Raw genomic sequence first — 13,920 nt, forward strand, 5'->3', positions numbered from 1 at the left:
CGGCCGCCTCCCGGCCGGACCTGTCAGGAAATTCATGCGGCGGACAGGCCGGCGTCGCGCGGGCCGTCGCAGGGTGCCTTCCCCGGTCGCCGGAAGGCTTCCCCGCCATGCCGCACAGTGCTGATACCACCCTGCCCGCCGCCCCCGATGTGAAGGGCGCGGGTCCCCTCCTCCCCCTGCTCCGCCGCCTGCTGCCCTGGGCCGTCGCCCTCCTGGTCGCCTCGCTGGCCATCGTCGCCGCGGGCCGGCTGCGCGCGGAGTTCGACCTCGCCGCCCTGGGCCGGGAGGTGGCGACCCTGCCGGCCGCGGCCCTGGCCGGCTGCGTCCTGCTGACGCTCGCCAGCTACACCACCCTGGTCGGCTACGACCTGTCCGCCCTGCGCTGGATCGGGGCACGGCTGCCCCTGGCGCGGGCCGCCATGGGCAGCTTCATCGGATTCGCCTTCAGCAACACGCTGAGCTTCACGGCCTTCAGCGGCGGCGCCATCCGTTACCGCCTCTACACCACCGCCGGGCTCTCGGGCATGCAGGTGGCCAAAGCGGTGTTCTTCCTCAGCACCGCCTTCATGGTCGGAATCAGTCTGGTCGGCAGCGTCGGGCTCTGGCTGGCGCCGGAGCGCGCCGCGGCGGTGCTGCACCTGCCGCCCGCCGCGGTCCGGACGCTGGCGATGGTGGTGGCCGTGAGCCTCCCGGTCCTGCTGCTGGCGGCCGCCCTGTGGCGCCGGCCGCTGGTCCTGTTCGGCCGCGAGATCACGCTGCCCGGATCGAAGCTGCTGCTGATGCAGCTCGTCATCTCAACGACCGACATCGCCTTTTCCGCAGGCGCGCTCTATGTGCTGCTGCCGGCCGACACGCCTGTCGGCTTCGCCGCCTTCGCCGGTGTCTACTGTGCCGCGATCGTGCTGGGGCTGCTGAGCCACCTGCCCGGCGGCATCGGGGTGTTCGACGGCATCATGGTGCTGGCGCTTGCCGATGCCGTGCCGGCAGAGCGCATGGGGGCGGCGCTGCTGGTCTACCGCGCCGTCTATTACCTGCTGCCGCTGCTGGCGGCGGTGGCCCTGCTGGCCGGACACGAGGGCCGGGCCCTGCGCGACCGCCTGCCGCTCGCGGAGCTGCGCCGCCGGACCGCGGGCGCGCTGCGGCTGGGGCGGGGCGCGCTGCCCGCCGCGGCGGCCGCGGTGGCGGTGGCGGCGGGGATCGTGCTGCTGGTCTCGGGCGCGCTGCCGGCGGTGCCGGGGCGCGTGCATGCCGCGGCGGCACTGGTCTCCCTGCCGGTGGTGGAGGTGTCGCACATCCTGAACAGCGTCGTCGGGCTGGGCCTGGTCCTGATCGGCCGTGGCCTCTACCAGCGGCTGGACAGCGCCTGGACCCTGACCATGGGGCTCCTGGGCGCCGGCGTCGTGCTGAACCTGCTGAAGGGCCTGGACTGGGAGGAGGCGGTGATCCTGGCCGGCTGCGCCGCGATCCTGTGGGCGGCGCGCGAGGAGTTCTACCGCCGGGGCTCCCTGACCGATGTGCGGCTGACCCCCGGCTGGGTGCTGGGCAGCGCCGGGCTGGTGGCAGGAGCCGTGGTGCTGACCCTGTTCGCTTTCGAGCATGTCGAGTACCGCGACGCGCTCTGGTGGCAGGTCGCCACCACCGCCGACGCGCCGCGCAGCATGCGCGCCCTGGTGGCGACGGGGGTGGCACTGCTGGGCCTGTCGCTGCATGCCCTGCTGCGGCCCGCCCCGCGGACGACGCCGCGCCCCGACGCGGCGACGGTGGAGCGCGCCGCGGCCCTGCTGCCGACCTCCCCCCGCACCGAGGGGAACCTCGTGCTGCTGGGCGACAAGGCCGTGCTCTTCAACGAGGCCGGTACGGGGTTCCTGATGTACGGCGTCAGGGGACGGAGCTGGGTCGCCATGGGCGACCCGGTCGGCCCGGTGGAAACCTGGCCCGATCTGGTCTGGTCGTTCCGTCAGATGGTCCACCGCCACGGCGGGCAGGCCGCCTTCTACCAGGTCCGCCCGGAATCCCTGCCGCTCTACCTGGATGCCGGGCTGCTGCCCGTGAAGATCGGGGAGGAGGCGCGCGTGCCGCTGGCCGGCTTCGACCTGGAGGGGCCGGAGCGGCGCGACCTGCGCTATGCCGTGCGCAAGGGCGGGCGCGACGGGCTGAGCTTCGCCCTGGTCGGACGCGATGAGGTGCCGGCGCTCCTGGACGAGCTGCGCGCCGTGTCGGACGCCTGGCTGGCCGGACGCAAGGTGCGCGAGAAGGGCTTTTCCGTCGGCTGGTTCGACCCGGATTATCTGGGCCGTTTCGATCATGCGGTGGTGCGCCACGAGGGGCGGATCGTCGCCTTCGCCAACCTCTGGGCCGGGGCGCCGGGTGGCGAGCTGAGCGTGGACCTGATGCGGCACCGGCCCGACGCGCCTCCCCTGACCATGGACTTCCTGTTCGCGCACCTGATGCTGTGGGGGGCCGGAGCCGGCTTTTCCTGGTTCAACCTGGGAATGGCGCCGCTCTCCGGCCTGACCGGGCGGCCGCTGGCGCCGCTCTGGCACCGGCTGGGCGCCTTCGTCTTCACCCGTGGCGAGCCCTTCTACGGCTTCCGCGGGCTGCGCCAGTACAAGGAGAAGTTCCACCCACGCTGGGAGCCCCGCTACCTCTGCTCCCCCGGCGGGCTGGCCCCGGCCACCATCCTGGCCGACGTGGCCGCCCTGGTGGCGGGCGGGCTGGACGGCACCATCGGGAAGTGACGGGCGCACGGCGATGAGACGGAGACTGCGGGCCGCGGCCCTGCTGACGGGCACCCTGCTGGCGCTGGGCGCCGCCCTCGCGTTGGTCACCGGTCTGACGCCCCCCAGCCTGACGGACTCCCGCCTGACGGGCCCTGCCCGCGCCCCGCTCAGACTGGACGGCGGGGAGGCGGGCACGCTCCGCCTCTACGGGCCGTCGGGCGCCGTCGGCCGGGTCGTCGTCGCCCTGTCGGACGGGACCGGCTGGGACAGCGCGGATGACGGCATGGCGCGGGCGCTGGCCGGGGACGGCGCCCTGGTGGCGGGCATCGACCTGCGGGAGATGGCGGCGGCGCTGAACCACCAGACCGACGGCTGCCACTGGATCTCCGGCAAGCTTGAGGCGGTGAGCCGGCTGGCGCAGCAGCATGAGGGGCTGCCGCACTATCTGACGCCCGTGCTGCTGGGAAGGGGGGCCGGCGGCATGGTGGCCTACGGGGCGGCGGTGCAGGGGCTGGGCGGCATGTTCGCCGGCGCCCTCGCCCTCCGCCCGGGCGCGACGATGCCCTTCGTGGCGCCGATCTGCCTGGGCGTGGACAGCGTGGCCGTGCCGGGCGGCCGGCGTTACCCCCCGCTCGACCGGCAGGAGACGCCGGTGACCCTGCTGGAAGCCGGGGCGGAGAGCGTCGCCGGCCGCGGCATCGAGCGGCTGAAGGGAGCCGCGGACATGGCCGACCTGCGCCGCCGGGTCGCCGCCCTGGCCCCGGCGCAGGAGGATGGTGCCGCCGCCGGGGATCTGCCGGTGGTGGAACTGCCGGCGGAGCGGCCGGGCGACACGCTGGTGCTGTTCTGGTCGGGCGACGGCGGCTGGCGCGACATCGACGCGACCATCGGGGAAGCCCTGGCGGCGGCCGGGGTGCCGGTGCTGGGCATCGACAGCTTCAGCTACTTCTGGCACCGCCGCAGCCCCGCCGAGGTCGCGCGCGACATGGAGACGTTGATCCGGCGGCAAGGCGCGCGCTGGGGCGCGCGGCGCGTGGTCCTGATCGGGTTCAGCTTCGGCGCGGCCATCCTGCCGGCCGCCGTCAACGCTCTGCCGGCGGAGACCCGCGCGCAGGTCGACGCGCTCTGGCTGCTGTCGCCCGACCGCAACGCGGACTGGGAGATCAACGTGGCCGCCTATCTGGGCGGCGACGGCGACGGCGCCTCCCCCGTCGCACCCGAACTGGCGGGCTTGCGCGGCCTGCCGGTCCACTGCGTCCTTGGCAGTGCGGAGTCGGCGGACAGTCTCTGCACCGATCCCGGGGCGACGGGGCTGATCCCCCTGGAACTGCCCGGCGACCACCATTTCGACGGCGACTACGAAGCCGTCGTGCAGGCGATACTGGCGTCCTTGCGCAGCCGGCAGCACGCGCCCGTCGGCGCAGGATGAAGACCGGACTGGAAGCGCCTCTCTTCCGGCGGGAAGATGGAAACGGCCGGATGGCGGCGGAAACGTGACGATGGGCGCGATGCGAGTGACGGGAACGGAACCCCCCTGCTGGTCGGAACCGGCCGATGCGGTGGCCAAGAGGGCGGGCAGCGGGCGGGACGGGCTGACGGCCGCGGAAGCCGCGGCCCGGCTCGCTGCCACCCGGCGGCGGGGGAGCGGTGACAGTGCGCTGCTCGCGGCGCTACGGCTGTTCCTGCGCCAGATCCTCAGCCCCCTGGTGCTGATCCTGCTGTTCGGGGCCGGCGTTTCCGCCGTGCTGGGCGACTGGATGGACACCGGCATCATCCTGGCCATCGTGCTGGGCAGCGCGCTGCTGAGCTTCACGCAGGAGTTCCGGGCCTCGGCCGCCGTGGCGAAACTGCGCCAGCGCCTCTCGCTCAAGGCGACCGTCCTGCGCGACGGCCGACCCGTCAGGATCGACGCGACGGAGGTGGTGGCAGGCGACGTGGTGCTGCTGTCCGCCGGCAACCTGGTCCCGGCCGACGGCATCGTGCTGGAAGCCAAGGACCTGCTGGTGGCGGAGGCGGCGCTGACCGGCGAGTCCTTCCCGGTGGAGAAGCAGCCCGGCGTGCTGCCGGCGGCGACCGAACTGGGCGCCCGGAGCAACTGCCTGTTCCAGGGCACCTCCGTCCGCTCCGGCACCGGCCGCCTGCTGGTCGTCGCCACGGGCGACGCCACGGAACTGGGGCGGATCGGCTTCCGGCTGCGCACCGCCCCGCCGGAGACGGACTTCGCCCGCGGCCTGCGCCGCTTCGGCATCATGCTGACGCAGGTGATGCTGGTCATCGTCGTCCTGGTGCTGACGATGAACCTGCTGCGCGACCGCCCCCTGGCGGAGACGCTGCTGTTCGCCGTGGCGCTGGCCGTGGGGCTGTCGCCCGAGCTGCTGCCGGCCATCGTGTCGGTGACTCTGTCGGCCGGCGCCCGCGCCCTGGCCCGCACCGGGGTCATCGTCCGCCGCCTGGAGGCGATCGAGAACCTGGGCAGCATGGACGTCCTCTGCACCGACAAGACGGGGACCCTTACCGAGGGCATCGCCCGGCTGGACCGGACGCTGGACCCGGACGGCGCCCCGTCGGACGAGGTTCTCCGCCTCGCCTTCCTGAACGCGGCCTTCGAGACGGGGATCGAGAATCCGCTGGATGCCGCGATCATGGAGGCCGGCAGGGAGCACGGGCTGGATGCCGCCGGCTGGCACAAGATCGACGAGATCCCCTACGACTTCGTGCGGCGGCGCCTGACGGTGGTCGTGACCGCGGCCGGGGATGGCCCGGACAGCCACCTGCCGGACAGTCACCTCATCGTCACCAAGGGAGCGGTCGAGCCGGTGCTGGACTGCTGCACCGCCATCGGCCTGGAGGCGCCGCGGCCGCTGGATGACGACGCCCGGGCGGCGATCCTGGAGCGGTTCCAGCGCCTGGGCGGCGACGGGTACAGGGTGCTGGCGCTGGCCGCGCGGCGGGTCCCTGCCCGGGCCGCCTACGGCCACGGGGACGAGGTGGAGATGGCCTTCCTGGGCTTCCTCCTGCTGCGCGACCCGCCGAAGCCCGATGCGGCGGCAACGCTGGACGACCTGCACCGGCTGGGCGTGCGGACCAAGATCATCACCGGCGACAACCGCCACGTCGCGGCCAGTCTGGCCCGGGAGGTCGGGCTGGACCCGGCGGCGCTGCTGACCGGCGCCGACCTGGACCGCCTCTCCGACGATGCCCTGTGGCACCGGGCGCCGCGCACCGACCTGTTCGCGGAGGTCGATCCGCAGCAGAAGGAGCGGATCATCCGGGCCCTGCGGCGGGCCGGCCATGTCGTCGGCTACATGGGCGACGGCGTGAACGATGCGCCGGCGCTGCACGCCGCCGACATCGGCATCTCCGTCGACGGTGCGGTGGACGTGGCGCGGGAGAGCGCCGACATCGTGCTGCTGCGACCGGACCTGGGCGTGCTGCGCCAGGGCATCGAGGACGGGCGGCGCACCTTCGCCAACACCCAGAAGTACATCGCCATCACCGTCAGCGCCAATTTCGGCAACATGCTGAGCATGGCCGTCGCGTCGCTGGTGCTGCCGTTCCTGCCCATGCTGGCGAAGCAGATCCTGCTGAACAACTTCCTGTCCGATTTTCCCTCCGTCGCCATCTCCACCGACCGCGTGGACCCCGAATCGATCCGCCGGCCGCCCCGCTGGAGCATCCGGGAAATCCGACGCTTCATGCTGGTCTTCGGCATTGTCAGCAGCCTGTTCGACGTCCTGAGCTTCGCCCTGCTGCTGCTGGTCTTCGAGGCGTCCGAACCGCTGTTCCAGACCGGCTGGTTCTTCGTCTCGCTGCTGACGGAACTGATGGTGGTGCTGGTGCTGCGCACCCGTCGCCCGGCCTTCGGGAGCCGGCCGGGACTGCTGCTGCTGGCCTCCACCCTCGCGGTCGCCGGTCTGGCGGTCGCCATCCCCTATGTCGGCTGGCTGGCCGGCCCGCTGGGCTTCGTCCCGCTGCCGCCGGCGCTGCTGGCCGCGCTGCTGGGCGTGGTGGCGCTCTATGTGGCGGCGACGGAAGCGGCCAAGCGACGCTTCTACCGGGCAGATCCCTGACAGCGCGGGATGCGACATTCCGACGCTTCCGGCTGCAACAAATCCCGTTTACCTACGGGTAACACACCTCACATACATTAGCATTCAAGGACTTCTGACGCGCCGGGACCCCGCTCCCGGGCGCCGGGGCAGAGACCGTAGACTTCCGGTGACCTGAATGGGCACAGCTCATGCGCCGTCGTTCGTGACCGCGGACGACCCCTGGGTCGGACTGAACGGCGGGCTGGAGGCCCAGCTCGCCGGACTGCATCGGGAGATCAGGGCGAAGCCGGAGCTGGCGACGATCGACCGCATCGCCGTGGCGGTCCACGACTCCGCCTCGGGCCGGCTGCGGACCTTCGTCGAGTCCAACATCGGCTCCCGGCCGTTCGACCGATTCTCCGACCGGCTGGAGCTGCATCCCACCCTGGCCGCCGTCGCCACGACCGGCATCCCCTTCATCAACAACGCCATCGGTGGCGATCCGGCAGGCGGCGATGGGCTGAACGACCGGCTGCGCTCGCTCGGTCTGCGCTCCCGCTACATCGTCCGCATCCACCGGTCGGGCACGCTCTACGGCTTCATCTTCTTCAATTCCGGCCGGCCCGGCTTCTTCACGGAGGCGACGGTGGCGGCGCTCACCCCCTACCGCCGCCTGATCGACGTGCTGGTGGTCGGCACGCTGACCAGCCAGCGCACCATGCTGGCCGCCGTCCGCTCGGCGCTCCAGGTCAGCCATTACCGCAACGAGGAGACGGGCGCCCACCTGGACCGCATGAGCCGCTACGCCGAGCTGATCGCCCAGACCCTGGCCGCCCGCTATCTGCTGTCCGACGAGTTCGTGGAGTACGTGCTCCAGTACGCGCCGCTGCACGACATCGGCAAGGTCGCCGTGCCCGACCACATCCTGCTGAAGCGGGGCAAGCTGCTGCCCGAGGAATACGAGGTGATGAAGACCCATGTCGCCAAGGGCGTGGAGATCATCGACGCCATGATCCACGACCACGGGCTGGAAGCGCTGCCGTACCGCGACCTGCTGCGCAACGTCGTGGCCCATCACCACGAATGCTATGACGGCAGCGGCTATCCGCACGGGCTGGCGGGCGAGGCCATCTCGCTGGAGGGGCGGATCGTCGCCGTGGCCGACGTGTTCGACGCCCTGACCTCGCAGCGCCCCTACAAGGAAGCCTGGAGCAACGACACGGCGGCCGCCTTCCTGCGGGCGCAGGCGGGCCGCCGCTTCGACCCCGCCTGCGTCGAGGCGCTGCTGGCCGACCCGGAGGCGATCCGGGACATCCAGCAGCGCTTCCGCGAGACCCCCGGCGGCTTCGGGCTGGCCGCGCTGCGGCACCGGGCGGCGCAGGCCGCCGCCTGCTGAAGCCCCCCTGCTGAGGGCCGCCCGCCGGAAACGCCCTCACGCCATCTGGGCGATGGTGCTGCGGAAGCGACGGAGCGCGACGCCGAACAGGGCGGTCCCGATGCCGGCCAGGGTCAGGAACTGCGGCCACACCACGTCCAGCCCCGCGCCGCGGAACAGCACCGCCTGCGCCAGCATGATGAAATGCGTGGTCGGCGCCGCCAGCATGATCGTCTGCACGGCCTCGGGCATGCTCTCCCGCGGCGTGTCCCCGCCGGAGAGCATCTGGAGCGGCAGCAGCACAAGGATCAGCAGCAGGCCGAACTGCGGCATCGACCGGGCCACCGTCGCCAGCAGGATGCCCATGGAGGTGGTGGCGAAGAGGTGCAGCACCGCCCCGGCCAGGAACAGCGCGACGGATCCCTGGACGGGCACTTCCAGCGCCCCCCGCACGACGAACAGTAGAGAGACGGTGCAGGCCAGCAGCACCACCAGTCCCATGGACCAGACCTTGGCGGCCATGATCTCGAACGGGGTCACCGGCATGACCAGCAGATGTTCCACCGTGCCATGCTCGCGCTCGCGGATCAGCGCCGCCCCGGTGAGCACGATCGACAGCATGGTGATGTTGTTGATCACCTCCATGATCGAGCCGAACCAGGTCCGGTTCAGCTCCGGATTGAAGCGCAGCCGCAGGGCCAGATCGACGGGCATCTCCGCCACCTCCCGGTAGCGCTTGGCGAAGGCCGTCACCTCGTCGCTGATGATGGTCTGGATGTAGCCGTTGCCGGTGAAGGCCTGGCTCATCCGGGTGGCATCTACGTTGAGCTGGATCGTCGGCCGGCGCCCGGCCAGCAGATCGCTCTGGAAGTCGGGCGGAATGCCCAGCGCGAAGGTGTCCAGGCCCGCATCCATGCGGGCATCCATCTCCGCCTGGGTGATCAGGGAGGGCGGCAGGAAGTAGGGCGGGAAGAAGGCGCTGGCGATGCGGCCGGACAGCGGCGACCGGTCCTCGTCCACGATGGCGATGGGGGCGAGGTTGAGCGTGTCCGGCAGCGCCTTCGCCGCCGTGTAGATGGACAGGGTGAAGGCGTAGGCGATCAGCACCAGCATCACCGGATCGCGCAGCAGGCTGCGCAGTTCCTTGACACCGAGCTGGAGCACGTTGCCGGGGCGCATGGCTCAACCCTCCTGTTTCTTCAGCAGCAGGGCCGCAAGCGCCACCAGGACGATGTTCGCCAGGATCAGCGGCAGGAAGGACGCCTGGAGATCGGCGAAGCCCAGCGCCTTGGAGAAGGTGCCGCGGGCGATGGTGAGGAAATGCGTCGTCGGGAACACCTCGCCCACCAGCCGGCCGGCCCCCTCCAGCGAGGAGACCGGGTTGGTCAGGCCGGAGAAGCTGACGGCCGGCAGGATGGTGAGGATGGAGGTAGCGAAGACGGCGGCGATCTGGCTGCGGATGAAGCTGGAGACGAGCAGGCCGAGCGCCGTGGCGGCCCCGACATAGAGCAGCCCACCGGCAAGGAAGGCCCAGAAGCTGCCGGTGAAGGGCACCCCGAACAGGGTTACGGCGAGCAGCGTCAGCATCAGCAGGCTGACGGTGGAGAGCGCGATGTAGGGCATCTGCTTGCCCAGCAGGAACTCCAGCCGCGTCGTCGGCGTGACGTAGAAATTGACGATGGAGCCCAGCTCCTTCTCCCGCACCACGGCCAGCGTGGCGAGCATGGCCGGGATCATGATGAGCAGGAGCGGGATGACCGCCGGCACCATGGCGACCAGACTGCGGACATCGGGATTGTAGCGGTAGCGCGTCTCGATGTTCACGAGCCCGGCCGCCTCCGCCGCGCGGCCGGCCTCCGCCGCCTTCCCGGCCAGCCATTGCGCATGCATGCCCTGAACGTAGCCGCGCACCGTCTCCGCCCGCATCGGCATGGAGCCGTCGACCCAGGCGCCGACGGCGACCGGCCGGCCGCGGGCGATGTCGCGGCCGAAGCCGGACGGGATCTCGATGGCCAGGGTGATCGACCCGGCCCGCATGCGCCGGTCCAGGTCCTGGTAGTCCGTCAGCGGCGGCTGTTCGATGAAGTAGCGGGAGCCGGAGAGGTTGAGGGCGTAATTCTGGCTGATGGCGGTCTGGTCGCGGTCCAGCACGGCGAAGGTCAGGTCCTCCACGTCCATGCTGATGCCGTAGCCCATCACCAGCATGAGGATGACGCTGCCCAGCAGCGCCAGGGTCAGGCGGATCGGATCGCGGCGCAGCTCCAGCGCCTCGCGCCGGGCGAAGCTGAGGGTGCGGCCCGGATCGAAGCCCTGGCGCACCACCGTGGCGCGGGCGGGCGCCGCGGCGACCGCTTCCGCACCCTTTTCCTCGCCGGCAGCGGGCGCGGCCTCCGGCCCGGCCGCCTCCTCCAGGTAGCCGATGAAGGTGTCCTCCAGGCTGGCGGCGCCGCGCGCGGCCACCAGCTCGGCCGGAGCGCCGGTGACGAGCACCCGGCCGGCATGCATGAGCGAGATGCGGTCGCAGCGCTCCGCCTCGTTCATGAAGTGGGTGGAGATGAAGATCGTCACCCGGTCGCGGCGCGACAGCTCCACCAGGATGCGCCAGAAGCCGTCGCGCGCGACCGGATCGACGCCGGAGGTCGGTTCGTCCAGGATCAGCATCTCCGGCTTGTGGATCATCGCCACCGCCAGCGACAGGCGCTGGCGCATGCCCAGCGGCAGCGCCTCGGGCAGGGAGTCGGCCACGTCGCGCAGACCGAACCGCTCCAGCATCTCCGCCACGCGGCCGGGCACCTCGGCCACGGGCACGCGGAACAGGCGGGCGTGCAGGTCCAGGTTCTGCCGCACCGTCAGTTCGGTGTAGAGCGAAAAGGCCTGGGACATGTAGCCGACGCGGCTGCGCGTCGCCAGATCGTCGGGCGCCACCGGCCTGCCGAACAGCCAGGCCCGGCCCCCGCTGGGCGCCAGCAGGCCGGTCAGCATCTTCATGGTGGTGGTCTTGCCACAGCCGTTGGAGCCGAGAAAGCCGAAGATCTCGCCCCGGCGGATGCGGAAGTTCACCCGGTCCACGGCCGTGAAGGCGCCGAAGCGCATGGTCAGGTCCTGCGCCTCGATGGCGATGCCGTCCTCGCCGTCCCCGTCGGTCCGCGGCGGGATCACGACCGCGGCATGGCCGCGCCGCTTCTCCTCCGGCAGCAGATGGACGAAGGCGGCTTCCAGCGTGTCGCTGCCGGTGCGGGCCAAGAGATCCGCCGGCGTGCCCGTCGCCAGCACGCGGCCGGCATCCATCGCCACCAGCCAGTCGAAGCGCGCCGCCTCCTCCATGTAGGCGGTGGCGACCAGCACGCTCATACCCGGCCGGTCGCGCCGGATGCGGTCGATCAGATCCCAGAACTGGCGGCGGGAAAGCGGATCGACGCCCGTGGTGGGCTCGTCCAGGATCAGCAGGTCGGGATCGTGGATCAGCGCGCCGCAGAGCCCCAGCTTCTGCTTCATGCCACCCGACAGCTTGCCGGCGGGCCGGTCCAGGAAGGGGGCAAGCCCGGTGCTGCGGGTCAGGTCCAGGATGCGCCGGCGGCATTCGGCGGCGTCGTGGCCGAACAGCCGGCCGAAGAACTCCAGATTCTCGGCAACGGACAGGGTGGGATAGAGGTTCTTGCCCAGGCCCTGGGGCATGAAGGCGATGCGCGGGCAGACCAGCCGCCGGTGCCCGGCCGAGGCCATGTCCCCGCCCAGCACCTCCACCCGGCCGCCGCGGATGACGCGGGCCCCCGCGATCAGCGAGAGCAGTGTGGATTTGCCCACACCGTCCGGCCCGATCAGCCCGATCATCCGGCCCGCCGGGATGTCCAGGTCGATCCCGTCCAGCGCCGCCACCCTGCCGAACCGCTGGGTGACGCCGCGGAGCCGCACGACCGGCGCCTCCGGGTCGGGGCGGTCAGCCATTGGGCAGCCTCACCTGAAGCGCGGCGGGCCAGTCGGCGGCCGGGTCCAGGCGGACATAGGCCATGCCCGGCAGGCCGGTCTTCACGCTGGTGATATGGCGCTTCAGCAGGTCGGCGGGGATGCGGGCCTTGATGCGGAACATCAGCTTCTGCCGCTCCTCCGCCGTCTCCACCGTCTTCGGGGTGAACTGGGCGACATCGGCCACGAAGGAGATCGAGGCCGGAATGACCAGGTGCGGGGCCGCATCCAGCACGATCCGCGCCTCCCCGCCCAGGGCCGTCCGGCCGGCATCCGCGGTGGGCAGGAAGAAGGTCATGTAGACGTCGGCGAGATCGACCATGTTCAGCACGGCCCCGCCGGCCGACAGCACCTCGCCGGGCTGGGCCACGCGGTACTGCACCCGGCCGTCGCGCGGGGCGCGCAGGGTGCTGTCGTCGATGTCGGCCTGGATGCGCTGGAGGGTGGCGCGGGTCGCCTCCACCTGCGCTTCCGCCCCGACCACCTGGGAGGTGGCGGAGCCGATCGCCGCGTCGGCCGCCGCGAGATTGGCCTTGGCCGCGGCGACGGCGGCCTTGGTGCTCTGGAACTGGGCGCGGTCGTCGTCGATCTGCTGCGGCGAGATGTTGCCGCGGGTGCCGAGATCCTGGCTGCGCGCCAGACGCTTCTGCGCCGCCACCAGCTCGGCCTCGCGCTGCGCCACGACGGCGACCGCCGCCTCCCGCTCCGCCTGCCGCTGGGTGACCAGGGAGCGGGCTGTTTCAACAGCGATCTCCACCTGGCGGAGCTGCGCCTGCGCCTCCTTGAACTGGGCGTCGAGCACGGCCGTGTCCATCACCGCCAGCACCTGGCCCGCGGTGACGAAGTCGCCCTCGTTCACCAGGATGTCCTTGACGCGGCCGGCGGTCTTGGCGGCGGCGTCGATCTCCACCGCCTCGATCCGGCCGTTCCCGGCGGCAAAACCCGCCGGCAGCGTGTCGGGTTGCAAGGAGCGCCAGAGCGGCACGGCCACGGCGGCGACGATGGCGACCGCCCCCAGCCGCAGCCCCCAGGACTTCAACGTAGCATTCATGGCTCGACCCCAGAGAGTGCGACCCCGCCGGGCGGGGCTTGCCTGCGCCGCGGCGCGAAGGTGGTGAGGAAGTACCGGACCAGCGCCAGGGCATGGTCGGGCGTCGGAAAGTGGGCGGGAAAGCGCAGCACGTCGCTGAAGAGGCCCAGCAGGAAGGCGTGCAGGGCCGCCGCCTGCACTTCCGGAACGCCGGGAGCGACGAGCCCCCTGTCCTGGAGGCGGGCGAAGAAACGGGCCAGGGAAGCGAGGAACTGCTGCCGCTGGACCTGCTCGTGCTCCAGGATGGCCGCCATCTCCTCCGTATGCTCGCATTTCAGCAGCACGATGGTGAGGACCCGGCGGGTCCGGTCGTCCTCGAAGAGCCGCATGAGGACGTCGGTGATCTGCGCTTCCATGCGCGCGAACGCGTCGGGCGGGTCATCCTCGATCAGGCGGTAGAGCAGGTCCGTCAATGGCTGGCGGACACGCTGGTGGACCGCCTCCAGCAGGGCGGCCTTGCTGTCGAAATGCCAGTAGATGGCGCCCCGGGTGACGCCGGCGGCCAGAGCCACCTGCTCCAGCGTCGTGCGGGCGACGCCGCGGTCGTAGAACACGGTCTCGGCCGCATCCAGAATGCGTTCGCGTGTCCGTTCCGCGTCTTCCTTGGTGCGGCGCATGGTGGCGCTCCCGGCGGGCAACGCCACAAACATACACGAATGTTTGTATAGGCCAAGCCCGGAATGGCCGCAGGCAGCGGCCTTCCGGCAGGGTCAGCCCCCGGGGCGATGCCCCGGGGGGGGG

8 protein-coding genes are annotated in these 13,920 nt (G+C 71.7%); 4 read left to right on the forward strand and 4 right to left on the reverse strand.

Translation table 11 applies throughout. The features are described from left to right. The first annotated feature begins 107 nt into the window (after nt 1-107). The 4 genes from mprF to ACFQPS_RS19630 all read left to right on the forward strand — a co-directional run bounded on the left by mprF (nt 108) and on the right by ACFQPS_RS19630 (nt 8,147). Entirely contained in the window at nt 108-2,738 is a 2,631-nt protein-coding gene (gene mprF, locus ACFQPS_RS19615; protein ID WP_377360978.1) for a bifunctional lysylphosphatidylglycerol flippase/synthetase MprF, read from the forward strand. Between the two features lie 13 nt (nt 2,739-2,751). Then, nucleotides 2,752-4,149, forward strand: coding sequence for an AcvB/VirJ family lysyl-phosphatidylglycerol hydrolase (locus ACFQPS_RS19620; protein ID WP_377360979.1), 1,398 nt, complete (start codon nt 2,752-2,754; stop codon nt 4,147-4,149). A gap of 70 nt (nt 4,150-4,219) precedes the next feature. After that, entirely contained in the window at nt 4,220-6,790 is a 2,571-nt protein-coding gene (gene mgtA / locus ACFQPS_RS19625) for a magnesium-translocating P-type ATPase (protein WP_377360980.1), read from the forward strand. A 157-nt stretch (nt 6,791-6,947) separates the two neighbouring features. Continuing rightward, a complete protein-coding gene (locus ACFQPS_RS19630; RefSeq protein ID WP_377360982.1) occupies nt 6,948-8,147 on the forward strand; it encodes an HD-GYP domain-containing protein in 1,200 nt (399 codons plus the stop codon). Nucleotides 8,148-8,183: 36 nt separating this feature from the next. Here ACFQPS_RS19630 and ACFQPS_RS19635 read toward each other — a convergent pair whose 3' ends face one another. The 4 genes from ACFQPS_RS19635 to ACFQPS_RS19650 are packed head-to-tail and all read right to left on the reverse strand — an operon-like array spanning nt 8,184 to nt 13,796. Further along, entirely contained in the window at nt 8,184-9,305 is a 1,122-nt protein-coding gene (locus tag ACFQPS_RS19635; protein ID WP_377360983.1) for an ABC transporter permease, read from the reverse strand. Between the two features lie 3 nt (nt 9,306-9,308). After that, on the reverse strand, nt 9,309-12,071 hold the full coding sequence (gene rbbA, locus ACFQPS_RS19640; protein WP_377360985.1) for a ribosome-associated ATPase/putative transporter RbbA: 2,763 nt from the start codon (nt 12,069-12,071) through the stop codon (nt 9,309-9,311). Further along, nucleotides 12,064-13,140: an HlyD family secretion protein gene (locus ACFQPS_RS19645; RefSeq protein ID WP_377360986.1), complete on the reverse strand. Its 1,077-nt coding sequence runs from the start codon at nt 13,138-13,140 to the stop codon at nt 12,064-12,066. The genes rbbA and ACFQPS_RS19645 overlap by 8 nt, the downstream gene beginning before the upstream one ends. Further along, the gene (locus ACFQPS_RS19650; protein ID WP_377360987.1) at nt 13,137-13,796 is read right to left on the reverse strand and encodes a TetR family transcriptional regulator; all 660 of its coding nucleotides are present in this window, start codon (nt 13,794-13,796) and stop codon (nt 13,137-13,139) included. The genes ACFQPS_RS19645 and ACFQPS_RS19650 overlap by 4 nt, the downstream gene beginning before the upstream one ends. Nucleotides 13,797-13,920: the final 124 nt, after the last annotated feature.

It is taken from the genome of Rhodocista pekingensis (assembly GCF_042665545.1).
GTDB classification, from domain to species: Bacteria; Pseudomonadota; Alphaproteobacteria; order Azospirillales; family Azospirillaceae; genus Rhodocista; species Rhodocista pekingensis.